Annotated in this window: 20 protein-coding genes and 1 pseudogene; 17 read left to right on the forward strand and 4 right to left on the reverse strand. The window is 65.8% G+C overall.

Features of this window, described 5'->3' with window-relative positions; translation table 11 throughout:
- Window positions 1-62: 62 nt before the first annotated feature.
- Entirely contained in the window at window positions 63-695 is a 633-nt protein-coding gene (locus AB4851_RS08935) for a transcriptional regulator (RefSeq protein WP_414446888.1), read from the reverse strand.
- A 202-nt stretch (window positions 696-897) separates the two neighbouring features.
- Here AB4851_RS08935 and AB4851_RS08940 point away from each other — a divergent pair.
- From AB4851_RS08940 to AB4851_RS08960, 5 genes and pseudogenes are all read left to right on the forward strand, one after another.
- Window positions 898-2,426, forward strand: a pseudogene (locus tag AB4851_RS08940) (amino acid permease).
- 763 nt (window positions 2,427-3,189) lie between these two features.
- Window positions 3,190-3,906, forward strand: coding sequence for an ABC transporter permease (locus AB4851_RS08945; RefSeq protein ID WP_414446889.1), 717 nt, complete (start codon window positions 3,190-3,192; stop codon window positions 3,904-3,906).
- Window positions 3,907-4,037: 131 nt separating this feature from the next.
- Window positions 4,038-4,907 carry a glycine betaine ABC transporter substrate-binding protein gene (locus tag AB4851_RS08950; RefSeq protein ID WP_414449156.1) on the forward strand — a complete coding sequence of 290 codons (870 nt, stop codon included), beginning with the start codon at window positions 4,038-4,040 and terminating at the stop codon, window positions 4,905-4,907.
- 13 nt (window positions 4,908-4,920) lie between these two features.
- Entirely contained in the window at window positions 4,921-5,574 is a 654-nt protein-coding gene (locus AB4851_RS08955) for an ABC transporter permease (protein ID WP_414446890.1), read from the forward strand.
- Complete coding sequence (locus tag AB4851_RS08960; RefSeq protein WP_414446891.1) at window positions 5,571-6,719, forward strand: betaine/proline/choline family ABC transporter ATP-binding protein; 1,149 nt, start codon at window positions 5,571-5,573, stop codon at window positions 6,717-6,719. The genes AB4851_RS08955 and AB4851_RS08960 overlap by 4 nt, the downstream gene beginning before the upstream one ends.
- Before the next feature lie 72 nt (window positions 6,720-6,791).
- On the opposite strand, the gene AB4851_RS08965 is transcribed toward AB4851_RS08960, so the two are convergent.
- Both AB4851_RS08965 and AB4851_RS08970 read right to left on the reverse strand, forming a co-directional pair.
- Window positions 6,792-6,980 carry a hypothetical protein gene (locus AB4851_RS08965; protein WP_414446892.1) on the reverse strand — a complete coding sequence of 63 codons (189 nt, stop codon included), beginning with the start codon at window positions 6,978-6,980 and terminating at the stop codon, window positions 6,792-6,794.
- 378 nt (window positions 6,981-7,358) lie between these two features.
- Window positions 7,359-8,396: an AraC family transcriptional regulator gene (locus AB4851_RS08970; RefSeq protein ID WP_414446893.1), complete on the reverse strand. Its 1,038-nt coding sequence runs from the start codon at window positions 8,394-8,396 to the stop codon at window positions 7,359-7,361.
- 104 nt (window positions 8,397-8,500) lie between these two features.
- On the opposite strand from AB4851_RS08970, the gene AB4851_RS08975 reads away from it, so the two are divergent.
- The 9 genes from AB4851_RS08975 to AB4851_RS09015 all read left to right on the forward strand — a co-directional run bounded on the left by AB4851_RS08975 (window position 8,501) and on the right by AB4851_RS09015 (window position 19,593).
- A complete protein-coding gene (locus tag AB4851_RS08975) occupies window positions 8,501-10,534 on the forward strand; it encodes an FAD-dependent oxidoreductase (RefSeq protein ID WP_414446894.1) in 2,034 nt (677 codons plus the stop codon).
- A gap of 535 nt (window positions 10,535-11,069) precedes the next feature.
- Complete coding sequence (locus AB4851_RS08980) at window positions 11,070-12,623, forward strand: complex I subunit 4 family protein (protein WP_414439933.1); 1,554 nt, start codon at window positions 11,070-11,072, stop codon at window positions 12,621-12,623.
- Window positions 12,624-12,861: 238 nt separating this feature from the next.
- A complete protein-coding gene (gene cyoA, locus AB4851_RS08985) occupies window positions 12,862-13,752 on the forward strand; it encodes a ubiquinol oxidase subunit II (RefSeq protein ID WP_414446895.1) in 891 nt (296 codons plus the stop codon).
- A 2-nt stretch (window positions 13,753-13,754) separates the two neighbouring features.
- Complete coding sequence (gene cyoB / locus AB4851_RS08990) at window positions 13,755-15,770, forward strand: cytochrome o ubiquinol oxidase subunit I (protein ID WP_414446896.1); 2,016 nt, start codon at window positions 13,755-13,757, stop codon at window positions 15,768-15,770.
- Entirely contained in the window at window positions 15,770-16,381 is a 612-nt protein-coding gene (gene cyoC, locus AB4851_RS08995; protein WP_414439930.1) for a cytochrome o ubiquinol oxidase subunit III, read from the forward strand. Before cyoB ends, cyoC begins: the two co-directional genes overlap by 1 nt.
- Window positions 16,382-16,723 carry a cytochrome o ubiquinol oxidase subunit IV gene (gene cyoD / locus AB4851_RS09000; RefSeq protein WP_414439929.1) on the forward strand — a complete coding sequence of 114 codons (342 nt, stop codon included), beginning with the start codon at window positions 16,382-16,384 and terminating at the stop codon, window positions 16,721-16,723. It abuts the gene before it with no gap.
- Between the two features lie 265 nt (window positions 16,724-16,988).
- Window positions 16,989-17,726: a response regulator gene (locus tag AB4851_RS09005; RefSeq protein WP_414446897.1), complete on the forward strand. Its 738-nt coding sequence runs from the start codon at window positions 16,989-16,991 to the stop codon at window positions 17,724-17,726.
- Window positions 17,710-18,966, forward strand: a complete 1,257-nt coding sequence (locus tag AB4851_RS09010; protein ID WP_414446898.1) for an ATP-binding protein — start codon at window positions 17,710-17,712, stop codon at window positions 18,964-18,966. The genes AB4851_RS09005 and AB4851_RS09010 overlap by 17 nt, the downstream gene beginning before the upstream one ends.
- 207 nt (window positions 18,967-19,173) lie before the next feature.
- Window positions 19,174-19,593 (forward strand): HIT family protein, encoded by a 420-nt coding sequence (locus tag AB4851_RS09015; RefSeq protein WP_414446899.1) that lies wholly within the window; start codon window positions 19,174-19,176, stop codon window positions 19,591-19,593.
- 22 nt (window positions 19,594-19,615) lie between these two features.
- Here the strand turns inward: AB4851_RS09015 and AB4851_RS09020 are convergent, their stop codons facing one another.
- Entirely contained in the window at window positions 19,616-21,319 is a 1,704-nt protein-coding gene (locus AB4851_RS09020) for a phospholipase D family protein (protein WP_414446900.1), read from the reverse strand.
- 417 nt (window positions 21,320-21,736) lie between these two features.
- On the opposite strand from AB4851_RS09020, the gene AB4851_RS09025 reads away from it, so the two are divergent.
- The 3 genes from AB4851_RS09025 (at window position 21,737) to AB4851_RS09035 (ending at window position 25,404) form a co-directional block, all read left to right on the forward strand.
- Window positions 21,737-23,026, forward strand: a complete 1,290-nt coding sequence (locus AB4851_RS09025) for a DUF445 domain-containing protein (RefSeq protein ID WP_414446901.1) — start codon at window positions 21,737-21,739, stop codon at window positions 23,024-23,026.
- Between the two features lie 275 nt (window positions 23,027-23,301).
- Complete coding sequence (locus AB4851_RS09030; RefSeq protein ID WP_414446902.1) at window positions 23,302-24,885, forward strand: Na+/H+ antiporter; 1,584 nt, start codon at window positions 23,302-23,304, stop codon at window positions 24,883-24,885.
- An 84-nt stretch (window positions 24,886-24,969) separates the two neighbouring features.
- Entirely contained in the window at window positions 24,970-25,404 is a 435-nt protein-coding gene (locus AB4851_RS09035) for a hypothetical protein (RefSeq protein WP_414446903.1), read from the forward strand.
- Window positions 25,405-25,418: the final 14 nt, after the last annotated feature.

The raw sequence follows: 25,418 nt of genomic DNA on the forward strand, positions 1-25,418 counted from the left end.
TGTAGGCAGATTCCTACAGTCTTACAAAATCATAACGATGCGGCGACGCGCCCGGCCGAGGCTCATTTTGCGTCGTTATAGACGGTCGCCCGCGACACGCCCAGGTGCTGCGCGATGATCTCCATCGCGCGCCGCACTTCCAGGTAGCCGTCTTCCTTCAGCACCTGCATCAGCGCGCGACGCTGCTCGGTCTTCAGCGAGCGCGGCGTGGTGGCGAGCGTCATCGCGAAACGGTCGATCCGCTCGCGGATCGCGTCGGCATTGGCCGGGTCGAGCGTTTCGCCAACCGGGTCGGCGCCGGTCTGGCAGAACTGGTTCAGCACGCCCTGGATGCCGCGGAACAGCGTGACGTCGACGTTCAGGCACAGCGCGGCGACGTAATGGCCTTGGGTGTCCTTGATGCCGATCGAGGTGCTCTTGGCCGTGCGGCCGTCGGCGAACCGGTTCGCGTAGTTCGCCAGCACCGACGGGTAATCGTCGTCGGCGATGCGCGCGAGGCCCAGCTCGGTGGTCGGATCGCCGACCGCGCGCCCCGACAGATTGTTGTGGATCGCGACGATCGAATTCTCGGGCGTGCGCAGGTCATGGACGACCACTTCGGTGAACGGCGCGAACATCTCGCCAAGCCCCTGCGCGATCGTGTTGATCTGCTCGATCAGCGACGCCTGTTCGGACGGGGAGGACTTCTGGGTCATATTGGACGTTTTATCCGGGATTTGACGAGTATTGTAACCACGCGGGGCGCGGCGGCAAGGCAGGGCGGCAAGCATCCCGATTCGGGTAGAATCCGAGCCGCGCGCGAGCCGCGCCGGCGCCTGCCGGCGGCCCGGCCGCCCCATCCGGGCGGTTGCGGCCGGCCAAGCGGGGCGCCGCCCGCCTGCCCCTTGCCAGTTCGATATGTCATTACCCGCACCGCACTCCACGTCTCCCTCCGCGTCCACCCCCCAGCTCAAGCGCAGCCTCAAGGCGCGCCACCTCACGATGATCGCGATCGGCGGCTCGATCGGCACCGGCCTGTTCGTCGCGTCCGGTGCGTCGATCTCGCAGGCCGGCCCCGGCGGCGCGATGCTCGCCTATCTGCTGATCGGCGTGATGGTTTACTGCCTGATGATGAGCCTCGGCGAGATGGCCGCGTTCATGCCGGTGTCGGGTTCGTTCGCCACCTACGGCGCGAAATACGTGGACGAGGGTTTCGGTTTCGCGCTCGGCTGGAACTATTGGTACAACTGGGCGGTGACCATCGCGGTGGAACTGGTGGCCGCGCAGCTCGTCATGCATTACTGGTTCCCGCAGGTGCCCGGCATCTGGTGGAGCGCGCTGTTCCTCGGCCTGATGTTCCTGCTCAACGTGATGACCGTGCGCGGCTTCGGCGAGGCCGAATACTGGTTCGCGCTGATCAAGGTGGTCACGGTGCTGGCGTTCATCGCCACCGGCCTGCTGATGATCTTCGGCATCCTGACGGGCGGCCCGTCGCCGGCCTGGGCCAATTTCGCGATCGGCGACGCGCCGTTCGCGGGCGGCTTGCCGGCGATGATGGGGGTGGCGATGATCGCCGGCTTCTCGTTTCAGGGCACCGAGTTGATCGGCATCGCGGCCGGCGAATCGGAGAACCCGCGCACCACCATTCCGCGCGCGGTGCGTCAGGTGTTCTGGCGCATCCTGCTGTTCTACGTGTTCGCGATCTTCGTGATCGGCATGCTGGTGCCGTACACCGACCCGAGCCTGCTCAAGAGCGACGTGACCGACGTGGGCGTGAGCCCGTTCACGCTGGTGTTCCGTCACGCGGGCCTGGCGTTCGCGGCCGGTGTGATGAACGCGGTGATCCTGACCGCCGTGCTGTCGGCCGGCAACTCGGGCATGTATGCGTCGACGCGGATGCTCTACAACCTCGCCACCGAGGGCCGCGCGCCGCGCGTGTTCGCGAAGCTGTCGAAGGGCGGGGTGCCGCGCAACGCGCTGTATGCCACCACGGCGGTGGGCGCGCTGTGTTTCTCTCTTCGCTGTTCGGCGACAAGACCGTGTACCTGTGGCTGCTCAACACCTCGGGCATGACGGGTTTCATCGCGTGGCTCGGCATCGCGGTCAGCCACTATCGCTTCCGCAAGGGCTTCGAGAAGCAGGGCTTCGCGCCCGGGCAGTTGCCGTATCGTTCGAAGCTGTTCCCCTACGGGCCGATCTTCGCGTTCGTGCTCTGCATCGTGATCGCGCTCGGCCAGGACTATCAGGCCTTCCTGTCGAGCCGGATCGACTGGGTCGGCGTGATCGCCACCTATGTCGGCATTCCACTGTTCCTGGCGATCTGGCTCGGCTACCGGCTGCTGCGCAAGAGCCGCCTGGTGCGCTACGAGGACATGGAGATCGCGCCCTGGCTCGATGGCGGCGCGCGTCGCGAAGCGCTGCGCAACGATCCGGCCGAAAATATCTGAATCCGATGCACAAGCAATGCGCGTTCCCGGCTGGGTCGCAGCCTTGCAGCATGCGGCCAAGCCGTGGTTTTGGCGATTTTTTCGCGTGTTGCCGCTTCGCATCGCGAAATTTTTTCCTCATCGTTTGCCGCTGTTTTCGCGCGTAACGTACGGCGGCGTGCCTGCTGCGAGGCCCGCCCCTCCCGAGCACCAGGGACAATCCCGAATGCCTTGCCACTGAAGGCATTTCAGGCAATTTGGTTGGCTATCCTCATTATATATTTCGGCGCGATCGAGCACCGCAAGGCCGTTGCGCACGCCGCTTCGCGACGGTGCCGATCCTACGGGATCGGACCCCGAAGGGTAGACGCTTTCTCGAAATTGCCCTTATACTGCGGTCCAGGTTTTCGACTTTCACAGCGCGTTGCACACCGATAAGTGCACGATCGCAGCAAGTGTGAAAGTCGGTTCATCCTTCCCATCGATCGGAGCGTCCTGCTCCTGCGGTGCCGGCACGTTCGTGCGGCCGCATCCCTGCCATCGCAAGATGGTGCCTTTGGCCTGGGCAGCGCACGCGCGCTATCCGTGCTGAACATGACAATCTAACGAACGCGGTTGCGTTCACGCAGGATGCCTAACGGTTTGCGCCGTTCGGCTCCGATGCCGTTTTTGTCGGTTCGATCCCGGCATGACCGGGATCCGTACCTTCCATTCGCGACGCCTTTTGGCGTGCTCGCGGCGCGCGGCCATTCGCGTGCGCCGTTTCGAAAAGGAGGCGTATCTCATGACTCGACGCACTGTCCGTTTGGCGGGCAGCCTGTTAATCGCCGTCGCCTTGATCGGCTGGATCGCCAACGCGATCGGCATCGATACCTGGCGGCAGCACTCGGGCGATCTCGTGTACTACACGGGCCGGCATTTGATGCTCGTGGGCTACTCGATGGCGCTCGCGATTCTCGTCGGCATTCCCGCCGGCGTGACGTTGAGCCGCCCGGCGCTGGCGCGCCAGGCCGAACGCTTCATGCAGGTGTTCAACATCGGCAATACCGTGCCGTCGCTGGCGGTGCTGGCGATCGCGCTCGGCATCTTCGGCATCGGCGACGTGCCCGCGATCATCGCGCTGTTCTTCGCGTCGCTGCTGCCGATCACGCGCAACGCCTACGAAGGCATGCGCAACGTGCCGGCCTCGTTGCGCGAGGCGGCGCGCGGCCTCGGCATGACGCCGTGGCAATCGCTGATGCGCGTCGAGCTGCCGAACGCGCTGCCGATCATCGTCGGCGGCGTGCGCACGGCGCTCGCGATCAACGTCGGCACCGCGCCGCTCGCCTACCTGATCGGCGCCGACAGCCTCGGCACGCTGATCTTCCCGGGCATTTATCTCGACAACCAGCAGATGCTGCTGCTCGGGGCGGCGTCCACCGCCGTGCTCGCGCTGCTGCTCGATGGCATCGTCGCGGCCGGCAGCCGGCATGTGATCGCGCGTAACGGAGGTGCGGCATGAGCTTTCTGATACGCATTCGCACGCTGTTGCGCAGGCTCGCGCTTGCTACGCAGTCCGCATCGATTCTCCCGGCGCGACGCGCGGGCACCGCCGCGCGTTTCGCCTCGGCTCGCAAGTTCGCGGCGATCGCCATGCTGGCGCCGCTCGGCGCGCTGGTCGGCACGCCGGCCCATGCGCAGACGCTGAACGTCGGCGGCAAGAACTTCACCGAGCAATACGTGCTGGCCGAGATCACCACGCAGTATCTGCGCTCGCGTGGCTACACGATCGAGACGCGCACCGGCCTCGGCTCGGTGCTGCTGCGCAGCGCGCTCGAGAACGGCCAGATCGACGTGATGTGGGATTACACGGGCACGGCCGCCGCGGTCTACGACAAGATCAAGGAGAAGCTCTCGCCCGATGAAACCTATCGACGCGTCAAGGCGCTGGATGCGCCGCGCGGCCTGGTGTGGCTCAACGCGTCGCCGTTGAACAATACCTACGCGCTGGCGCTGTCGGCCGAGACCGCGAAAAAGACCGGTATCCGAACCATCTCGCAACTCGCCGCGAAGCTGGCCGGCGACCCGAAGGGCACGCGCCACACGTTCGGAATGGATGCCGAGTTCGCCAACCGCCCGGACGGCCTGGTGCCGCTGGAAGCCGCCTACCACCTGCATTTCAGCCGCTCCGAAACCAAGCAGATGGATTCGGGCCTCGTGTACACGGCGCTCCACAACAACCAGTTGACGATCGGCCTCGTCTACACCACCGACGGCCGCGTGAAGGGCTTCGGCATCGTGCCGCTGGAAGACGATCTGCATTTCTTCCCGCCGTACAACGCCACCCCGGTGGTGCGCGAGTCCGTGCTCCAGCGCAATCCGAAGCTGGCCGCGCAGTTGAACGCGCTGTCGGCGGCGCTCGACAGCGACGTGATGCTGGAAATGAACAAGCGTGTCGATATCGATGGGGTGTCGGTGCAACAGGTCGCGACCGACTTCCTGCACACGCATCCCTTACCGTGATCCGGAGGCGACCATGACGCTTCAAGCTTATCTGGCTGCCAACTGGCCGGAGCTGATTCAACTGACCTTGCAGCATATCTACCTGGTTGGCATCGCGGTGGGCTGCGCGATCCTGGCCGGCGTGCCGCTCGGCATCGTGATCAACCGCCACGAATGGCTGGCCGCGCCGCTGCTGGGCGTGGCCACCGTGATCCTGACGCTGCCGTCGATCGCGCTGTTCGGGCTGATGATTCCGGTGTTCTCGCGCTTCGGCCAGGGCATCGGCGCGGTGCCGGCGATCACCGCCGTGTTTCTTTATTCGCTGCTGCCGATCATGCGCAATACCTACCTTGCGCTGAAGAACGTCGACGCGGGCATCAAGGAGGCCGGCATCGGCATCGGGATGACCTCGTGGCAGCGGCTGCGGCTGGTGGATTTGCCGCTGGCCGTGCCGGTGATTCTCGGCGGCGTGCGAACCGCCGTGGTGATGAACATCGGCGTGATGACGATTGCCGCCGTGATCGGCGCGGGCGGCCTGGGAACCTTGATCGTCCGGGCGATCGGACAGAGCAGCATGATGAAGCTGCTGGTGGGCGCGGTGCTGGTCAGCGTGCTCGCGATCGTCGCGGACTTGCTGCTGCAATGGCTGCAGCGCGCATTGACACCGAAGGGAGTGCAGAAAACATGATCGAACTCGACCAACTGACGAAGACCTTCTCGCAGAAGGGCGGCCAGCCGGTGCGTGCCGTCGATTCCGTGAGCCTGACCGTGCCGGAAGGCGAAATCTGCGTGTTCCTCGGGCCGTCCGGTTGCGGCAAGACCACCACGCTGAAGATGATCAACCGCCTGATCGCGCCCACCTCGGGCCGCGTGCTGATCAACGGCGAGGACACCACCGGGCTCAACGAAGTGGATCTGCGCCGCCAGATCGGCTACGTGATCCAGCAGATCGGGCTGTTCCCGAACATGACGATCGAGGAGAACATCACGGTCGTGCCGCGCCTGCTCGGCTGGGACAAGAAGCGCTGCCGCGAGCGCGCGACCGAATTGATGTCGATGGTCGCGCTCGATCCGAAGCTTTACCTGAAGCGCTATCCGCGCGAGCTGTCGGGCGGCCAGCAACAACGGATCGGCGTGGTGCGCGCGCTGGCCGCCGATCCGCCGGTGCTGCTGATGGACGAGCCGTTCGGTGCAGTCGATCCGATCAACCGCGAATCGATCCAGAACGAGTTCTTCCAGATGCAGCGGCAACTGAAGAAGACCGTGATCATGGTCAGCCACGATATCGACGAGGCCATCAAGCTCGGCGATCGGGTGGCCGTGTTCCGGCGCGGCCAGCTCGTGCAGTACGCGCACCCGGACACGCTGCTCGCGCATCCGAAGGACGAGTTCGTGGGCCAGTTCGTCGGCGCCGACAGCACGCTCAAACGCCTGCTGCTGGTGAAGGCCGGCGATGCGGCCACGCAGCCACCCACCGCGCGCCCGGATACCTTGCTGGCCGACGCGTTCACGATCATGGACGAGAACGACAGCCGCTATCTGACCGTGGTCGACGATGCGCAGCGCGCGCTCGGCTTCGTGGCGCGGCGCACGGCGCGCGGCGCAGCCGGTACGTGCGGCGAGCGCCTCGTGGCATTTCCGGCGACCGTGTCGGGTGAGGAAAACCTGCGGATCGTGCTGTCGAAGATGTATCAGTTCCGGTCGTCGTGGATGCCGGTGCTCGACCCGGACGGCGCGTACGTGGGCGAGGTCACGCAGGATTCGATCGCCGATTATCTGAGCTCTGGCCGCTCGCGTCAGCAAACGGGCCAGCCGGCGACTGCGCGCGCTTGACGCTTGCCTGGCGCGGCGGCAAGCAACGAAAAACGCCCCGCTGTCGAGCGGGGCGTTTTTCATGCGGGTTGTTTATTGTGCGTGGCGGGCCAGCGCGAGGATCGCGAGCAGTTCGTCGGCGCTGAAGCGGCCGTCGAGCGTGACGCGGCCGCCGGTCCAGTTCGGCACGTCGCGCGAGGGATTCCAGTCGACCCAGCCAGGTGCCTGATTCCAGGTGCGGCGGGCGCTGTCCCGGGGCGGGCGGTCGTGAGAGCTGGGCATCGGTTTCGGGCCTTGGAAATGCGAGGGGAGGGGCACGCCGAGGGGCGCAGTGGAATACAGACAGCGTCAGATTTTCGGCAAGCGCCGGGTGCCAGGCAATTGGACGATTCCGAATCTGTGCCTGGCGTTGGCTTTTTGTTGGGGGCGGCGAGCGTCGCGCTCGAAGCATCGCGAAAGCTCCTCATCTAAAAATCGGATTTTTCGCATGGCGCGCACGCGTGCGATCCCGGACACTAACGCCTGTCACGTGACGGCTTTTTGTTGCGCTTGGCATCTCCGTGTTGTTGACATGACGACGCACTATCCCCGTAGTGCATCGTATTGGCGCCGCCTTCGGGCGGCGTTTTTTATGCCGCCGGAGTAAGCGCGCGAGGCGGGTCAGCGCTCGCGCCGGTACGCGCTCGGCGTGATGCCGGCCCACTTGCGAAACGCCCGCGTGAAGTTGGCCGGGTCGCTGAATTGCAGGCGCTCGGCGATCGTCTTCAAATCGAGGTCGGAGGCGTGCAGCAGTTGCCGCGCGTCGCGGTAGCGCGCTTCGTCGAGCAGCTCGCGGTAGCCGGCGCCGGCTTCGTCCAACCGTCGGCGCAGCGTGCGCGTGGAAACCAGCAGCCGCCGTGCGAGCGCATCCGGGCCGGGGTAGCCATCGGCATCGGCCACCAGCTCAGCGCGCACGCGCTCCAGCCAATCCCCTTCGTCCTGCCGCACCGCCGCGTATTCGCGCTCGACCTGCGCGAGCGCTTGCCGGTGCGCGACCTCGTCGGCGATCGCGAGCGGCCAATCGAGCGCCTCGCGGGCGACCCACAGCGCGCAGGCGTCGCAATCGAAGCGCACCGGCGGCAGCCGGTCGCGATAGCGGGCGAACCACGGTGGTTCGGGCCACGCGAAGCGCAATTCGAGCGGCGCCGCACCGCGGCCCGTCAGCAGCGGCAGGCTCTGGGCGAGGCCGGTCAGCACGAATTCGAACATCGTGTGATGGCGCAGCACCGGGCTGGCCTGTACGCCGGACAGCGTCAGCGTCGCGCCGTCGCCCTGTTCGGCATAGGCGAGCGTGTATTGCCGGTTGCGGGTGCGGAAGTAGCGCGCGTTGACCGCGAACGCGGTGCGCAGGTCGGGCGCCGTCATCGTCGCGTAGCCGAGAAAGCCGTGCGCCGACGGGCGCAGCCGCGCGCCAAGCTCGAAGCCCAGCCCTTCGTCGCCGGTCAGCCGGATCGCGTTCAGCACGAGCCGCGCCCATTGCGACGGCGCGACGCGTGCATCGGGCTGCGCCAGCACGGCGTCGCGCAGGCCGGTGCCGGCCCGTACCGCGTCGGCTTCGAGGCCGCGCTCGGCGAATACCTGCAGCAGCAGGCGCGGGTAGGCGACCGGGATGGTCGGCCGCCGCAAGCCCAGGCTGTCCTTGGACGGAGCGCGTGTCATTGAGTCGATTTGGCCACAAATGACAAGCATTATGGCTGTTTGACCCCTCACGCTCAAGCCGCATGCCGCCTAGGATCGAGGGCATTCCAAGCGCCCCCGCCATCATGACGACTCCGTTCCCGCACCTGCTCGCCCCGCTCGATCTCGGCTTCACCACCTTGCGCAACCGCGTCCTGATGGGCTCGATGCACACCGGCCTGGAGGACAGCGGCAAGACGCTGCCGCGCCTGGCCGACTATTTCGCCGAACGCGCGCGCGGTGGCGTGGGCCTGATCGTGACGGGCGGCTTTGCGCCCAACCTGGCCGGCTGGACCAAGCCGTTCGGCGGCACGCTGGCCAGTACGGGCGCGGCGCGGCGGCATCGCGCGATTCCGCGCGCGGTGCAGGCCGAAGGCGGCAAGATCGCGTTGCAGATCCTCCATACCGGCCGCTATGGCTATCACCCGCTGGTCGTCGCGCCCTCGCGGATCAAATCGCCGATTTCGCCGTTCACGCCGCGCGCGCTGTCGGCGGCCGGCGTCGAGCGGCAGATCCGCGCGTTCGTGCGTTGCGCGATGCTCGCGCGCGAGGCCGGCTACGACGGCGTGGAGATCATGGGTTCCGAGGGCTACCTGATCAATCAATTCATCTCGCGCCATACGAACCACCGCGACGATGCCTGGGGCGGCAGTTACGAGAACCGCATGCGCTTTCCGGTCGAAATCGTCGAGCGCACGCGCGAGGCGGTCGGCCCCGACTTTATCCTGATCTACCGGTTGTCGATGCTCGATCTGATCCCCGACGGCAGCGACTGGGCCGAAACGGTGCAACTGGCGAAGGCCGTCGAGCGGGCCGGCGCGACGCTGATCAACACCGGCATCGGCTGGCACGAGGCGCGCGTGCCGACCATCGCCACCTCGGTGCCGCGCGGCGCGTTCGGCTGGGTCACGCAGAAGATGAAAGGGGAGGTCGGCATTCCGCTGGTGACGACCAACCGCATCAACCGGCCCGACGTTGCCGAGCAACTGCTGGCCGACGGCTGTGCCGACATGGTGTCGATGGCGCGCCCTTTCCTGGCCGACCCCGAGTTCGTCGCGAAAGCCGCGAGCGGCCGCGCCGACGAGATCAACGTCTGCATCGGCTGCAATCAGGCCTGCCTCGATCACGCGTTCAAGAACCGGATCGCGTCCTGCCTCGTCAATCCGCGCGCATGCCACGAAACTCTGCTCGACTATCGCCCGACGGTTCGCCCGAAGCGCATCGCGGTGGTGGGCGCGGGGCCGGCCGGGCTGGCCTGCGCCACCTTGCTGGCGCAGCGTGGCCATCGGGTGGCGCTGTTCGAGGCGGCGGCGGAGATCGGTGGCCAGTTCAATCTGGCCAAGCGGGTGCCGGGCAAGGAGGAGTTCCACGAGGCGCTGCGCTATTTCGGGCGGCAGATCGAGCTGACCGGCGTGGAACTGCATCTGTCGCGGCGCGTCGGGGCGGCCGACCTGATTGCGGGCGGCTACGACGAGGTGGTGCTGGCAACCGGCGTGAGCCCGCGCGACCCGCGCATTCCCGGCGGCGACGGCCCGAACGTGCTGAGTTACGTGGACGTGCTGGCCGGCGGCAAGCCGGTGGGGGAGCGCGTGGCGGTGGTCGGGGCGGGCGGGATCGGCTTCGACGTCGCCGAGTTCCTGGTGCACGAGGGCGTGTCGACGGCGCTCGCCCCGGCCGCCTGGCGAGCCGAGTGGGGCGTGACCGACCCGGCCGTGGCGCGCGGCGGGGTAGGGCCGGCCACCGTGGCGCCGGCCGCGCGCCGCGTGACGCTGCTGCAGCGCAAGCCCGCACCGCTCGGCAAGGGCCTGGGCAAGACCACCGGCTGGATTCACCGCGCCACGTTGAAGATGAAGGCGGTCGAAATGATCGGCGGCGTCAACTACGAGCGGATCGACGCGCGGGGCCTTCACGTCACGTTTGGCGAAAAGCGCGAGCGCCCGACGCTGATCGAAGCCGACACCATCGTGCTGTGCGCCGGGCAGGAGCCGCGCCGCGACCTGCAAGCCGCACTGACGGAAGCCGGGGTGACGGTGCACCTGATCGGCGGGGCGGACGTGGCCGCCGAACTCGATGCGAAACGCGCGATCGATCAGGGCGCACGGTTGGCCGCCCGGCTGTGATGTGCCGGGGGTGGACCGTGCCGCGAGAACGGCGTTATGCTGCCCGAGCCGCTGACAAATCAGGCCGAAAAGCTTTCATTTTCATTTCGATCAATCAGGGGTGCATGCCCGCCGTTTTCTCAAAAATGAAAGCAATTGGTAAGTAAAAATGAAAGATATTTGAAAGGTTTGGCGGGGCGCTGCAGCGATTCATTTTTGTGCTTGAATCACCAAATTGAAGCAAATTTCAATTTGTCAAGCCCCTCTTTGATGCAGGTTGGCCGATCGTACGTCGTCGGGTATGCTCAAAAAAAATCAATAAAATCAACGCTCCGATTCGACGGAAAAAATGCAACAGAATGTTGCGATGCAAAACGCCGCACTTACCTTTATCCTCGTTAACCCGGCGCGGTGCGATGTCTTTTGTTACATAGATTTCAATAACATTACGCCGCGGGCGGATCATCGAATTTCGATGGTCAAAATTACAAAACTTACGTTTCTTTCGTCTCAGTCGACCGACTCTCTGACCGGGTTTTCATAGGGTGTTGCCGCCATGCAATCTGTACCATTCCTGAGCCTCGCGATCTGGACCCCGATCGTGTTCGGCGTGGCCGTCCTGCGCATCGGATCGGATCGTTATCCGCATCGTGCACGGTGGCTCGCCCTGATCGGCGCGATCGTGGGCCTGCTCCTTACCGTGCCGCTGGTGGCCGGTTTCGACGCCCACAATACCGCGGCTCAGTTCACCGAATACAAGCCCTGGCTTGCCGCATTCGGTTCGGCATGGCGCCTCGGCGTCGACGGGCTGTCGCTCTGGCTGGTGGTGTTGTCGGCCTTCACGACGCTGGTGATCGTGATCGCATCGTGGGAATCGATCACGACCCGCGTCGCGCAGTATCACGGCTCGTTCCTGATCCTGTCGGGGCTGATGATCGGCGTGTTCACCTCGCTCGACGGCATGCTGTTCTTCGTGTTCTTCGAAGCGACGCTGATCCCGTTGTTCGTGCTGATCGGCACCTGGGGCCACGCGAACCGCGCCTACGCGGCCATCAAGTTCTTCTTCATTTCGTTCGCCGGCTCGCTGTTGATGCTGGCGGCGATGCTCTACCTGTTCGGCGTGACCCACACGTTCGACATGGCCGTCTGGCAGAAAACCCACCTCGGCTTCGCGCCGCAGTTGCTGGTGTTCCTCGGCTTCTTCGCGGCGTTCGCGGTGAAGGTGCCGATGTGGCCGGTGCACACCTGGCTGCAGGATGTCTATACCGACGGCCCGACGGGCGCCGCGGTGTCGCTCGGCATGATCAAGATCGGCGGCTACGGCTTCCTGCGCTTCGCGCTGCCGATCACGCCCGACGCGGCCCACTATCTGGCGCCGGTCATGATCGGCCTGTCGCTGATCGCGGTGATCTACGCGAGCCTGCTGGCGCTGGCCCAGAAGGACATGGCCAAGATGCTGGCCTACTCGTCGGTCGCGCACATGGGTCTCGTCACGCTCGGCGTGTTCCTGTTCAACCAGATGAGCATCACGGGCGCGATCGTCCAGATGATCTCGTACGGCTTCGTGGCCGGCGCGATGTTCCTCTGCGTGGGCGCGCTCTACGATCGCACCCGCACGCGCGCCATCGCCGACTACAGCGGCGTGGCGAACACCATGCCGCGCCTGGCGCTGTTCGCCGTGCTGTTCGCGATGGCGAACGTCGGTTTGCCGGGCACCTCGGGCTTCGTCGGTGAATTCCTGGTGATCATGGGCGCCGTGCGCGTGAATTTCTGGATCGGCGCGATTGCCGCGCTGACGCTGATTCTCGGTGCCGCCTACACGCTCTGGATGCTCAAGCGGGTGATCTTCGGCGCGATCAAGCACGATCGCGTCGGCAAGCTGATCGACCTGAGCCGCCGCGAGTCGGTGGTATTCACGGTGTTGGCGGCGATCGTCCTCGCGATCGGGATTTACCCTAAGCCCTTTACCGATGTGATCGATCCGGCGGCGGCGAATATCGTCGCGCAGCTCGAACGCACCAAACCGGCGGACGATGGCGCAAACGCCGCACCGTCGGCGGCCAACGTCAGTGCACAGTCGGATGCGCGTACTCCGCGCACGCCGGCCTGAGCGCCGATGCCACGCCAGCCCTTGCCGGGCGGGCGTGGCGAGCCACCGCTCCGGGTTTTCGGGCGGTGGTCGACAGGTTGCCAAATGTGGCAACGTGTCGCACGGTGGGTTTTAGTAACGATGATTTGCTAAGATTCACCGCTTTTTCCCACTTCGTTGGACTTATGATGCGTGCGCTTGCACGAATCGGGGCTAGCCGGTTCGTTTCAATCGACCACGCATAAATCAGGCAAATGTGATGAATAGAAAGGCATTTAGAAGCTTATTGCTTTTATTGGGCGCCGGATTGCTTGTCTGTCTATCCGGTTGCAACATGGACGTTCTCGACCCGAAGGGTAGCGTCGGCGTCGCCGAGAAGGCACTGATCTGGACCTCGACCTGGGTGATGCTCATCGTCGTGATCCCGGTGATCCTGCTCACGCTGTTCTTTGCGTGGCGGTATCGCGCGTCGAACCGCAGCGCAACCTACGCGCCGAAATGGTCGCACTCGACCGCGATCGAAGTCGTGATCTGGACGATTCCGACGCTGATCATTCTGTATCTCGGCATCCTCACCTGGAATACTTCGCACGAGCTGGATCCGTACAAGCCGCTCGAGTCGAATGTGAAGCCGATCAACGTCGAAGTCGTCGCGCTCGACTGGAAATGGCTGTTCATTTACCCGGATCTGGGTATTGCAACGGTGAACCAGCTTGCGATCCCGGTCGGGACGCCGGTCAATTTCCGCATCACGTCGGATTCGGTGATGAACTCGTTCTTCATCCCGCAGCTTGGCACGCAGATCTACGCGATGGCCGGCATGCAGACCCGTCTGCACCTGATCGCCGACGAAGCGGGTGACTACGCCGGCTTGTCCGCCAATTACAGCGGCCAGGGTTTCTCCGACATGAAGTTCCGCACGCTCGCTCAATCGCAGGGTGACTTCGATGCATGGGTCCAGAAGGTCCGTGCCTCGCAGCAAAGCCTCGACATGACCGAGTACGCGACGGTCGCGAAGCCGAGCGAAAAGGATCCGGTCCGGTTCTTCTCGACCATCGATCCGCGCCTGTTCAATAACATCGTTGGCAAGTACAACAACGGTCACGTCATGCAGTTCAATGACGCGGCGTGTAGTACGACGAAGGGGTAAGCATGTTCGGAAAACTTACACTCGACGCGATTCCGTATCACGAGCCAATCCTCGTGATCACGGCGCTCGGCGTCGGTATCTTCGGGGCACTCGTGCTGGGCCTCGTCACTTATTTCGGTAAGTGGAAATATCTCTGGTCCGAGTGGCTGACGAGCGTCGACCACAAGCGCCTGGGCGTGATGTACATCGTCGTTGCGCTGGTCATGCTGCTGCGCGGCTTCGCCGACGCAATCATGATGCGTACCCAGCTCGCGATGGCGTACAACGCGCCGGGTTTCCTTCCGCCGCACCATTACGACCAGATTTTCACCGCGCACGGCGTCATCATGATTTTCTTCATGGCGATGACGTTCATGGTGGGCCTGATGAACATCGTGGTGCCGCTGCAGATCGGCGCGCGCGACGTGGCGTTCCCGATGCTGAACTCGCTGTCGTTCTGGATGACGGCCGTCGGCGCGATCCTGCTGATGATCTCGCTGTTCGTCGGTGAATTCGCGAAAACGGGCTGGTTGGCTTACCCGCCGCTGTCGGAGCTGCAATACAGCCCGGGGGTCGGGGTCGACTACTACCTGTGGGCGCTGCAGATTTCCGGTGTGGGTACGTTGCTGACCGGCGTGAACTTCTTCGTGACCATCATCAAGATGCGCGCGCCCGGCATGACGCTGATGAAGATGCCGGTGTTCACCTGGACGGCCCTGTGCACGAACGTGCTGATCATGGCGGCGTTCCCGATCCTGACCGTCACGCTCGCGCTGCTCGGCTTCGACCGTTATCTGGGGATGCACTTCTTCACGAATGACGGTGGCGGCAACGTCATGATGTACCTGAACCTGATCTGGGCCTGGGGTCACCCCGAGGTGTACATCCTGATCCTGCCGGCGTTCGGCGTGTTCTCGGAAGTCGTGGCAACGTACGCGAAGAAGCCGCTGTTCGGCTACAAGACGATGGTCTACGCAACCTGCGCGATCATGGTCCTGTCGTTCCTCGTGTGGCTGCACCACTTCTTCACGATGGGTTCGGGCGCCGACGTCAACGCGTTCTTCGGCATTGCGACGATGATCATCGCGATTCCGACCGGCGTGAAGATCTTCAACTGGCTGTTCACGATCTATCGTGGCCGTCTTGAATTCACGGCACCGATCCTCTGGACCCTCGGCTTCATGGTCACGTTCACGGTCGGCGGCATGACCGGCGTGATGATGGCGATCCCGGGTGCGGACTTCGTGCTGCACAACAGCCTGTTCCTGATCGCTCACTTCCATAACGTGATCATCGGTGGCGTGCTGTTCGGTTATCTGGCCGGTTTCAACTACTGGTTCCCGAAGGTGTTCGGCTTCAAGCTGAACGAGAAGCTCGGCAAGCGTGCATTCTGGTTCTGGCAGATCGGCTTCATCGTTGCCTTCACGCCGCTGTACGTGCTCGGCTTCATGGGCGCCACGCGTCGTCTGAACCACTACGACAATGCCGCATGGCACCCGTGGATGCAGATTGCCTGGGTTGGCGCCGTGCTGGTGCTGATCGGCATCGTCCACCAACTGCTGCAACTGTACGTGTCGATCCGCGATCGCAACCTGCCGGGCAACCGTGACGTCACGGGCGACCCGTGGGGTGGTCATACGCTCGAATGGTCGACGGCATCGCCGCCGGCGTCGTACAACTTCGCGATCATCCCGACGATCCACGAACTGGACGAAGTGTCGTATCGCAAGGAACGCGGCATGGGCTTCGGCCTGGACGAAGGCCAGCAATACGAAGATATCCACATGCCCTCGAACACGAGCGCAGGCTTCTTCGTCGGCATGTTTGCCCTGGTGCTCGGTTTTGCAGGCGTGTGGCACATCTGGTGGATGGCCATCGTCGGCTTCGTCGGCATCGTCGCGACTGCGATCATCTATAGCTCGCAGAAGAACGAGGGCTACTACATTCCGGCCGAAACGGTCCGGAAGATCGAATCGCAGCGTACCGGCGCACTGACGAAGTCGCCGCGTCCGGCACAAGTGGAACTGGAGGCCAACTGATGGCACAAAGCACCCTGACTGCCGATCACCATCACGCGGCAGAGCATCACCATCCGCCGTCGCATTCGGTGTTCGGTTTCTGGCTGTACCTGATGACCGACTGTATTCTGTTCGGCACGCTGTTCGCCGTGTTCGCAGTGATGCAGCACGAGTTCGCAGGCGGCCCGACGGCGAAGGATCTGTTCGAAATCAAGGGCGTGATGTACGAAACGGCAGCGCTGCTGCTGAGCTCGATCACGTACGGCTTCGCGATGATCGGCGCGCACCGCCAGAATCGCGCTGCCGTGTTCGGCTGGTTGATCGTGACGTTCCTGCTGGGCGCGTCGTTCCTGTACATGGAAATCAACGAGTTCGCGCACCTGATCGCCGAAGGCGCAGGCCCGGATCGCAGCGGCTTCCTGTCGTCGTTCTTCACGCTGGTGGCCACCCACGGTCTGCACGTGACGATGGGCCTGATCTGGATGGTTGTGTTGATTTGCCAGATCGCGCGTAACCCGACGCTGTCGGAGCAAGACATCCGTCGCCTGACGTGCCTGTCGCTGTTCTGGCACTTCTTGGACATCGTCTGGATCTGCGTGTTTACCTTTGTCTACCTGGTGAGTGTGATCTAAATGGCCCATTCGCATACCCATGACAGCCACGATGACGCATCGCACGGCACCGTAAGCAGCTACCTGGTCGGTTTCGTGCTGTCGGTGATCCTGACGGGCGCATCGTTCGGCGTGGTGCTCGGCGGCTGGTTCTCGTCGAACGAAACGATGATCCTGACGCTGGCCGCTCTGGCCGCCGTGCAGATCGTCGTGCACCTGATTTTCTTCCTGCACATGAATGCGTCGTCCAGCCAGCGCTGGAACGTGACGGCATTTGCCTACACGGTGCTGACGGTGATCATCCTGATCGTCGGCTCGGTGTGGATCATGCACAACGTCGCCGTGAACATGATGTCGCGTTGATGCTTCGGCCTGCTCCGGCAGGCCCGGCTCGACGAAGTACCGAAAAAGCCGCCGCAAGGCGGCTTTTTCTTTGCCTGCTCATTTTGAGAGTGCGCTTCGCCGGGTTCTCGCAGGCGCCGGCCGACAAGTAAGAATCGGTAAGGCAAATCAAGATCGTGCAAGCCACGCCGTGCCGGCTTCGCTTATAGTCGTCGGATCGTTGCCGGGTCATGCCCGCCCGACCTGTCCCTCGTTTTCCTCCCTTACCGTACCGATTCGCCAGACCATGTCCGACACGCCCATTCAGGTCCTGCTGATCGATGACGATGCCGCGCTGCGCGATCTCCTCCGGACTTTTTTCCAGCAACGCGGCCTCGAAATTTCCGTGCTTCACGACGCCACCACGCTGGAGCGGCGCCTCGAACGCGAGCGGCCGTCGGTCATCGTGCTCGACCTGATGCTGCCCGGCGTGGACGGCCTGACGGTGCTCAAGCAATTGCGCGCAAACGGCGACCCGATCCCGGTGATCATGCTCACGGCGCGCGCCGACGGGGTCGATCGCGTGATCGGCCTCGAACTCGGCGCCGACGATTACCTCGGCAAGCCGTTCATGCCGCAGGAGCTGCTGGCGCGCATCCACGCGGTGCTGCGCCGCCAGATGCCGGCCAGCGTCGGGGTGCGGTCCGCGTCCGACCGGCGCGAGGCACTGCGTTTCGGGCCGTTCCGGCTCGATTTCGCGACGCGCACGCTGTACCGCGACACCGAGGCGCTCAAGCTGACGGGCGGCGAATACGCGCTGCTCGAGGTGTTCGCCGCGCATCCGATGGAGACGCTGTCGCGCACGCGACTGCTCGACATGCTGCACGGGCCGTATTCGAACCTGACCGAGCGCGGCATCGACGTGCCGGTCTGGCGCCTGCGCCGGCTGCTGGAAGACGATCCTGCCCAACCACGCTACGTGCAGACCATGCGCGGCGTCGGCTACATGTTCGTGCCCGGCGAGGGTGATGAAGCTCCGCTTTGACACGCTGTTCGCGCGCCTGGCGCTGATGTCGATCGGTCTCGTGCTGGTCGTGCATGCGATCGGCCTGGTGCTGCTCGATCGCGAACGGCTGCGGCTCGAGGTCGAGCAGACCCGCCGCGTGATCGCGCTGTCCACCCAGGCGCAGGCGAGCGGCAGCGCGCTGGGGCTGGCCGTCAGTGCGATGCTCGGCACCTCGTTCGTCGAGGCGAACGACGCGGTGTCGTTCGGCTGCCCGAAGCCCTGCACCGATACGTTTGGTCCGTTCGAGCAGCATCTGCGCTCGGTGATGCCGCCCGGCACGCACGTGGTGGCCGACAGCCACACGCGCACGCTGTGGGCGCGCTACGCCGGCGCGAAATACTGGATCACGCTGCCGTCCACCATGCCGTCGGTGAAGCGCTTTATCGGCGCGTCGTCGTTGACGATGGTGGTGGGGGTGGTGCTCGCGATCTTCGGCGCGTGGCGAATCCAGCGGCCGCTGCGGCGGCTCGCGCAGGCCGCGCGCGATTTCCGGCTCGGCAACCGGCCGACCGCGGTGCCGGTCGGCGGGCCGCGCGAAGTCAAGGACGTGATTGCGAACTTCAACGAGATGGTCAGCGAGCTGGCGCAGGGCGAGCAGGAACGCGCCGTGATGCTGGCCGGGCTCGCGCACGATCTGCGCGCGCCGATCACGCGCATGCAGGTGCGCGCCGATCTGCTGCCCGACGCGGCCACGCGCAGGGGCTTCCTGCGCGACGCCGAGGCGTTGTCGCGAATCGTCACGCAGTTTCTCGATTTCGCGGGGGAGGGCGGCGAGCCGTCGCCGGTGGCGGGCGTGGACGCGCACTGCTGGCAACACTACGGCGGTGAACTCGACGACACGCTCGTCAGCGTCGATCTGCGCGCGGGCGAGGGCTTCCGGCTGCCGCTCGTGATGCTCGACCGGATTCTGTCGAACCTGATCGAGAACGCGATGACCTACGGCGAGCCGCCGGTGGCGATCGTCACGCAGGCGGTGCCGCAGGGCTATCGCCTGACGGTGTACGACCACGGGCCGGGTATTCCCGAGGCGGAACTCGAGCGCGCGCTGCGGCCGTTCGTGCGGCTCGACGCGGCGCGCGGCGGCGATGCGCATTGCGGGCTGGGCCTCGCGATCGTCAAGCGGCTGGTGCGCCAGCAGCGCGGCACGTTCGTCGCCTCGAACGCGGCGGATGGCGGCTTCATGGTGACGATGACGTTCCCGGCGGAACCGGCGGCCTGATGAGGGATGCGGCCGAATAAGCGGGCTCGATGGCGGCCCGATCGGGCCGGCTGCGGGCGCTGGCGGAGCATGCGGGCCGGATCGGCCAACCGGATTCGCGGCCCGTGCGAGCCGCCTGTCCGCCCGAACGTCGCGCCTGCGGCTTGCGCGTTCGCACGCGAGCGTCGAGAATCGTCGTTCCGTTTACCCCTGACGACGACCGACACCATGGCTTACGACGACACCAACATTTTCGCGAAGATCCTGCGCGGCGAACTGCCTTGCACCAAGGTGTGCGAGACGGACACGACGATTGCGTTCATGGACATCATGCCGCAATCGCCGGGCCACACGCTGGTGCTGCCGAAGGAGCCGGCCGAGATGCTCTACGATCTGTCGGACGAGGCCGCGGCCGAAACCATCCGCATGACCAAGCGCGTGGCGCTGGCGATTCGCGACGCGCTGCAGCCGGATGGCCTGTTCGTCGGCCAGTTCAACGGCTCGGCGGCCGGCCAGACCGTGCCGCATCTGCACTTCCACCTGATTCCGCGCTGGGCGACCCAGCCGCTTGGCGCGCACTCGCGCGACGTGGCCGATCCGAAGGAACTCGAGACGATGGCCGAGCGCATTCGCGCGGCGCTGAAGTAAGCCGCGCCGCAAGCCCCCGCCGTTATAGCTGCCCGTCCACGGGCAGCATCCGGAACACCCCGGTCAGCACGTTGCGCAGCAGGCCCGCGCCCGGGTCCACGCCGTAAGTGCGCGTCTGGCCGTTCTCCTCGTCGGTCCAGACCAGCGGCGAATGCCAGCCGGCTGCCGACGGCGACGGGTCGGCGAGCGTCACGCGATAGCTTTCGGTCGGCTGCGTGACGTGGTCGAACAGCGTCGCCACCTCGCCGGCCAGTTGCGGGCTGCGGATCACGAGCGCGAGTTCGGTGTTGAGGTAGGCCGAGCGCGGGTCGAGATTGAGCGAGCCGATCACCAGCGTGCGCCGGTCGATCACGTAGGCCTTCGCGTGAAGGCTGGCGCGCGAGCGCGAGCCGAACATCCGCACGCGCGCGGTGGGCGGCTGCTGCGGCCGGAATTCGTAGAGTTCCACGCCGCGTTCGAGCAACGGCACACGGTACGGTGCATAGCCGGCCTGCACCGCCACGGCGTCGGTGGCCGCCAGCGAATTGGTGAGGATCGCGACGCGCACGCCGCGTGCGGTCAGCGCGCCGAGCGCCGCGACGCCCGCATCGTGCGGCACGAAATACGGCGAGAACACCAGGAATTCGCGCTGCGCTTCCTTGCTCAGTTCGGCGAGCCGCTGCATCGGCGGGCTTTGGTAGGTGCCGCGCGCCATCGAGATCTTCTCGGGCGCATCGGCCGCGAATTCCGCCTTGGCCCACACCAGTCCCAATTGATCGCCGGCGATCTGCGCGGCCAGCGGCGTCGCGTTCAGCGGCTTGGCGTCGTATTGCCCGGCGTTGTCACGCCAGTGCTGGCGCAGCGCGTCGCGCGTGCGGTCGAGATCCTGCGGATCGAAGCGCTGATGGTTGAGCACGCGCAGCGGGTAAGCGCTGACGCTGGCCCAATAGGCGTCGAAGCTCGACGAGATGTCGGCCGTCACGGGGCCGGCCGCGAGCACGTCGATGTCGCGGAACTGCAGCGTGGGGCTGGCGCTGAAATACTCGTCGCCGAGGTTGCGTCCGCCGACGATCGCGAGCTGGTTGTCCGCGATCATCGCCTTGTTGTGCATGCGGCGCGTGAAGCGATCGATCTTGGTGACGAGGTCGGCGGTGCGCGCGAACACACCGCGCTGCGCCGCGCCGAACGGGTTGAACACGCGAATCTCGATGTTCGGGTGCGCGTTCAGCGAGGCCATCACCTGATCGATGTCCTTGAAGTTCAGGTCGTCCACCAGCATCCGCACGCGCACGCCGCGATCCGCCGCCGACAGGGCGGCCGCCAGCAGCAGCTTGCCGGTGGTGTCCTCGGTGGCGATGTAGTACTGCATGTCGAGCGTCTTGGTGGCGGCGCGCGCGAGCGCGATGCGCATCTGCAGCGCGTCGGTGCCCACCGGCAACAGGCGGAAGCCGGATTCGCCCGGGTGCGCGAGTTCGGGCGCGGCAAGTGCTGCGCCGAGCGGCGTGGGCGTGGTTTGCGGCAGCGCGTGCGTGACGTTGCGCGGCAGCGAGGTGGCGGGCGGGTGAGTGGCACAGCCGGCCAGCCAGAGCGCGGCGAGGCCGGCCAGGGCGAAGCGGAGCAGCGGGAGCGCGGCACGCGCCGGGCGCGGAACGCCGGGCTGGTATCGGACGGATAAGGCCGGCACGCTGCGGACTCCTTCGTAATCGGGGGGAACGACGGGCGAGCCGGCGGGTGACGTGCCGGGCATCGTGTGCGCAACGATTCTACGGGGGCGCCTCCGATGCGGCAACCGGCTTGCGCGGGCACGAGCGGCCGCGGCGGGATCGGCCGGGTTGGGGGCGCTCCGGGCCGTTGGCGCTGCGGGAGTATGAGGCGCCCGTGTCATCGAGCCGGTGTACCATCGTGCGGCTCGCCATGGCCACCACGCCGCCGCGCTGCTGCACCATGGCCGGCAGCACGGCAGCACGGCGGCAGCACGGCAGCACGGCAGCACGGCAGCACGGCAACACGGCAACACGGCAACACGGCAACACGGCAACACGGCAACACGGCAACACGGCAACACCGCAACACCAGAATCCGCCGCGCCGAGCGGTCCGCCCGGCCATCCTCCATCCCGTGCCCCGCTCCGGAGGCACCCGACCCGACGAGGCATACCGATCCGATGCGCGACAAGGCAGCCGAACTGAAGGCCAGCAAGCGGCGCGCGCTGGCGCTGCTGATCGGCGTGACGACCGTGTTCGTCGTCACGCTGTTCTTTCCCGGCGGCATCTGGATCGACGGCGTGAAGGCCGTGGCCGAGGCCGCGATGGTCGGCGCGCTGGCCGACTGGTTCGCGGTGGCGGCGCTGTTTCGGCGCGTGCCGATCCCGATCGTCTCGCGCCACACCGAAATCGTGCCGCGCAACCAGGCCCGCATCGCCGACAATCTCGCGCTGTTCGTGCACGAGCGCTTTCTCGATCCGGCCTCGATCATCGCGCTGATCCGGCGTCACGATCCGGCCGCGCGGCTCGCGCAATGGCTGGTGGTGCCGGCCAATACGGCCGTGCTGGGCGGCTACGCGGTCAGGCTGATCGGCTTCGCGCTCGACATGACCGACGACGCGCGCATCCAGCGCTTCATCAAGGACGCGCTGCGCGCCGTGTTCGACAAGGTGGACCTGTCGCGTGCCACGGGCGCGATCCTCGACACGCTGACACGCGACGGCCGCCACCAGCAACTGCTCGACGACGGCATCGCGCAGTTCGTCGCGCTGCTGCGCGAGCCGGACCACCGTGCCGCGATCGCCTCCTACATCGTCGACTGGCTCAAGGGCGAATACCCGAAGATGGAGCGCGTGATGCCGACCGTCTGGATCAGCGAGCACGGCGCGGAGCTGATCGCCAACGCGGTCACGCGGCTGCTCGTGCAGATCGGCGAGGATCCCGACCACCGACTGCGCCGCAGCTTCGACGACACCGCCGAGCGACTCGTCGAGCGCCTCAAGCACGATCCCGTCTTCATCGAGAAGGGCGAGGAACTGAAACGCTACCTGCGCGACGGCGAAGCCTTCAACGGCTACGTGGTCGACCTCTGGACGCAATTGCGCGACTGGCTCAAGGCCGATCTGGCGCACGAGGATTCGCTGCTGCACCGCCAGGCGGCCTCGCTCGGCGGCTGGCTCGGCGAGCAACTGGCCGAAAGCCCGGCGCTGCGCGACTCGATGAACGAGCACGTCGAGAAGGCCGCCGCCGAGATGGCGCCCGAGTTCGCGGCGTTCCTGACGCGTCATATCAGCGACACGGTCAAGAACTGGGACAGCGGGGAGATGTCGCGTCAGGTCGAACTGAACATCGGCAAGGATCTGCAAAGCATCCGCATCAACGGCACCGTGGTGGGCGGCATGATCGGGCTGGCGCTTTACCTCGTGACCTGCCTCGCGCGCTGGGCCGGCGCGTGGACGCTGCCGCACTGAACTGCCGCGTCGGGCGACGCCCCGGCAGCCTCGGCCAGCGGCTGAACCGAACCATCCCGCCGAGCGGCCTTGTCGGGTTGATTCGGCAGGCCGCTCGCCACTAAGCGCATCGATTCGCGCCGTCGCCTATCCTTGGCACTGCACAGCAATTCCGCCGCGGCCGGGCCGCAGGCTCGACGCCGCGCAAACGCTCGTGGTCTAATCGCGCGACCGTTCGAACCCGGTGCGCGAGCCCGTTCATCACCCGTTATTTCCTCCAACGAGAAGGCGATTTCATGTCTCCCGTATCGGTTTTCAAGCTGATCCTGCTGTCCTTCGCCGCGATCGTCGTGCTGGAGCTGGCCGCCAAGCGGCTGAAGCTGCCGCCTGCCGCCGCGCTGCTGGTGGGCGGCGCCGGCATCGCGTTCGTGCCGGGCCTGCCGCCGATCAACCTCGATCCCGACCTGGTGCTGATCGTGTTCCTGCCGCCGCTGCTGGTGGATGGCGCCTACTTCTCGGTGTGGGAGGAGTTCAAGCGCAACCTCGGCGGGATCATGATGCTGGCGATCGGCGCGGTGGTGTTCACCACGCTGGCGGTGGGGCTGGCGGTGCACTGGGCGGTGCCGTCGCTGCCGTGGGCGGCCTGCTTCACGCTCGGCGCGATCGTTTCGCCGCCCGACGCGGTGGCGGCCAAGGCCGTGCTCGAACGCGTGGCGCTGCCGCGCCGGCTGATGGTGCTGCTCGAAGGCGAAAGCCTGCTCAACGACGCGGCCGGCCTCGTGCTGTTCCGCTTCGCGGTGGCCGCCGCGCTGACCGGCGCGTTCAGCTTCGAGAGCGCCGCGGTGCGCTTCGCGGAACTCGGCCTGGGCGGCGTGGCGGTGGGCTTCATCATCGGCTGGGCGCTGACGCGCTTCATCAAGCTGTTGTCCGACGATTACCTGATCGTGACCTCGGTGGTGCTCGGCGGCTGGGTCAGCTATATCGCCGGTGAAACGCTGGAGGTGTCGGGCGTGATCGCCACCGTCACGATGGGCATGATGCTCGGCTGGCACCAGCACGAAGTGTTCACGGCCACCGTGCGGGTGCGCGCCACCGCGTTCTGGCAGGTGATGGTGTTCCTGCTGGAGGCGCTGGTGTTCGTGCTGATCGGCCTGTCGCTGCGCGGCGTGATGGTGCGCCTCGGCGGCTTCGAACAGGTGTTCTCGACGATGATGCCGATGATGCTGGCCGTGCTGGCGGCCGTGATCGGCTCGCGCTTCATCTGGATCTTCGCGGTGGAATTTCTCAAGCTGCCGCGCCGCTGGCTCGGCCGCGGCAGCCTGCACGCCGACTGGCGCGCGGCCACCGTGATGAGCTGGGCCGGCATGCGCGGCGTGGTCACGCTGGCGATCGCGCTGTCGCTGCCCGAGGCGATGCCCGGCCGCGACATGATCCTGGTGGCGGCGTTCGCCGTGATCCTCGTGACGGTGCTGCTGCAGGGCACCACGATCGGGCCGCTGATCCGGCTGGTCGCGCCGCACGACGGCCATACGCCGGACGCGCGGCATCTGACCGAGCCGCAGGCCTGGGCGCGCGTGAGCCGCGCGCAACTGAAGGCGGTCGAGCCGCTCGCGCACGACGCCGACGGCCAGGTGATCCACCCGCGCCTGCTCGAACAATATGCGTACCGCGTGTCGATGGCCGAGCGCTTCGAGCACGAGCCGGCGTTCCCGGTGCAGGACATCCACGCGCACTACGACGTGGTGCTGGCGGCCGTGTCGGCCGGCCGCGCCGAAATGTTGCGCATGCATCGAGCCGGTGAGATTCACGACGAGCTGCTGCACCTGCTCGAACGCGAACTCGACCAGCAGGAAGTGGCGGCGCGCTACGCGATCGAATGAAACACATGCGGGCGTGGCGCGGCGCCGGCAGGTATGCGGCGTGCTCTTCACGGCCGCCTGCGGGTACCCCCAACCACGACCACCATGAAACGAACCGCCTTCATTGCCGGCCTGCTGGCCGCCTTCTGCGCCGGCACCGCGCACGCCAGGATCGACCAGGACCTGCGCTGCTTCACGAGCGGCGACGGCGCGTCGCCGATTCGCTTCGAATTCCGAATCTTCTCCGATTCGGATTCCAACTGGTCCGGCGGTTACGTGCGCTACAAGGGCGCGAAACAGGTGATCCCGATCGTGCTGAAATCGGAGCAGGCCACTGAAATGGCGCCGGGCCGGCCCGACGACGTGGTGAGCACCTGGGTGGAGATCGTCGACGGCAAGGTGACGGGCGAGTACGTCATGGACAGCCAGGGCGCGATCGTCAACTCGATGACCTACACGAAATTCTCGCCGCGCCGCACGTTTGCGTTCGCCGACGATCTCTCCGCGTTTCCGGACGGCGGCGGCCCCTGCAAGTGGTGATGCCGGGCCGCGCA

This window comes from Burkholderia sp. 22PA0099 (genome assembly GCF_047497165.1).
Lineage (GTDB): Bacteria > Pseudomonadota > Gammaproteobacteria > Burkholderiales > Burkholderiaceae > Burkholderia.

What these genes read in the sequence shown, in the direction of transcription:
- AB4851_RS08975 (WP_414446894.1), top strand. Translation starts at nt 8,501, where the DNA reads ATGACGACTCCGTTCCCGCACCTGCTCGCCCCGCTCGATCTCGGCTTC.
- AB4851_RS08980 (WP_414439933.1), top strand. Translation starts at nt 11,070, where the DNA reads ATGCAATCTGTACCATTCCTGAGCCTCGCGATCTGGACCCCGATCGTG.
- AB4851_RS09035 (WP_414446903.1), top strand. Translation starts at nt 24,970, where the DNA reads ATGAAACGAACCGCCTTCATTGCCGGCCTGCTGGCCGCCTTCTGCGCC.
- AB4851_RS08960 (WP_414446891.1), top strand. Translation starts at nt 5,571, where the DNA reads ATGATCGAACTCGACCAACTGACGAAGACCTTCTCGCAGAAGGGCGGC.
- AB4851_RS09030 (WP_414446902.1), top strand. Translation starts at nt 23,302, where the DNA reads ATGTCTCCCGTATCGGTTTTCAAGCTGATCCTGCTGTCCTTCGCCGCG.
- cyoB (WP_414446896.1), top strand. Translation starts at nt 13,755, where the DNA reads ATGTTCGGAAAACTTACACTCGACGCGATTCCGTATCACGAGCCAATC.
- AB4851_RS08950 (WP_414449156.1), top strand. Translation starts at nt 4,038, where the DNA reads ATGCTGGCGCCGCTCGGCGCGCTGGTCGGCACGCCGGCCCATGCGCAG.
- AB4851_RS08965 (WP_414446892.1), bottom strand. Translation starts at nt 6,980, where the DNA reads ATGCCCAGCTCTCACGACCGCCCGCCCCGGGACAGCGCCCGCCGCACC.
- AB4851_RS08935 (WP_414446888.1), bottom strand. Translation starts at nt 695, where the DNA reads ATGACCCAGAAGTCCTCCCCGTCCGAACAGGCGTCGCTGATCGAGCAG.
- AB4851_RS09025 (WP_414446901.1), top strand. Translation starts at nt 21,737, where the DNA reads ATGCGCGACAAGGCAGCCGAACTGAAGGCCAGCAAGCGGCGCGCGCTG.
- AB4851_RS08970 (WP_414446893.1), bottom strand. Translation starts at nt 8,396, where the DNA reads ATGACACGCGCTCCGTCCAAGGACAGCCTGGGCTTGCGGCGGCCGACC.
- cyoC (WP_414439930.1), top strand. Translation starts at nt 15,770, where the DNA reads ATGGCACAAAGCACCCTGACTGCCGATCACCATCACGCGGCAGAGCAT.
- cyoD (WP_414439929.1), top strand. Translation starts at nt 16,382, where the DNA reads ATGGCCCATTCGCATACCCATGACAGCCACGATGACGCATCGCACGGC.
- AB4851_RS09020 (WP_414446900.1), bottom strand. Translation starts at nt 21,319, where the DNA reads ATGCCCGGCACGTCACCCGCCGGCTCGCCCGTCGTTCCCCCCGATTAC.
- AB4851_RS08945 (WP_414446889.1), top strand. Translation starts at nt 3,190, where the DNA reads ATGACTCGACGCACTGTCCGTTTGGCGGGCAGCCTGTTAATCGCCGTC.
- AB4851_RS09005 (WP_414446897.1), top strand. Translation starts at nt 16,989, where the DNA reads ATGTCCGACACGCCCATTCAGGTCCTGCTGATCGATGACGATGCCGCG.
- AB4851_RS09015 (WP_414446899.1), top strand. Translation starts at nt 19,174, where the DNA reads ATGGCTTACGACGACACCAACATTTTCGCGAAGATCCTGCGCGGCGAA.
- AB4851_RS08955 (WP_414446890.1), top strand. Translation starts at nt 4,921, where the DNA reads ATGACGCTTCAAGCTTATCTGGCTGCCAACTGGCCGGAGCTGATTCAA.
- AB4851_RS09010 (WP_414446898.1), top strand. Translation starts at nt 17,710, where the DNA reads ATGAAGCTCCGCTTTGACACGCTGTTCGCGCGCCTGGCGCTGATGTCG.
- cyoA (WP_414446895.1), top strand. Translation starts at nt 12,862, where the DNA reads ATGAATAGAAAGGCATTTAGAAGCTTATTGCTTTTATTGGGCGCCGGA.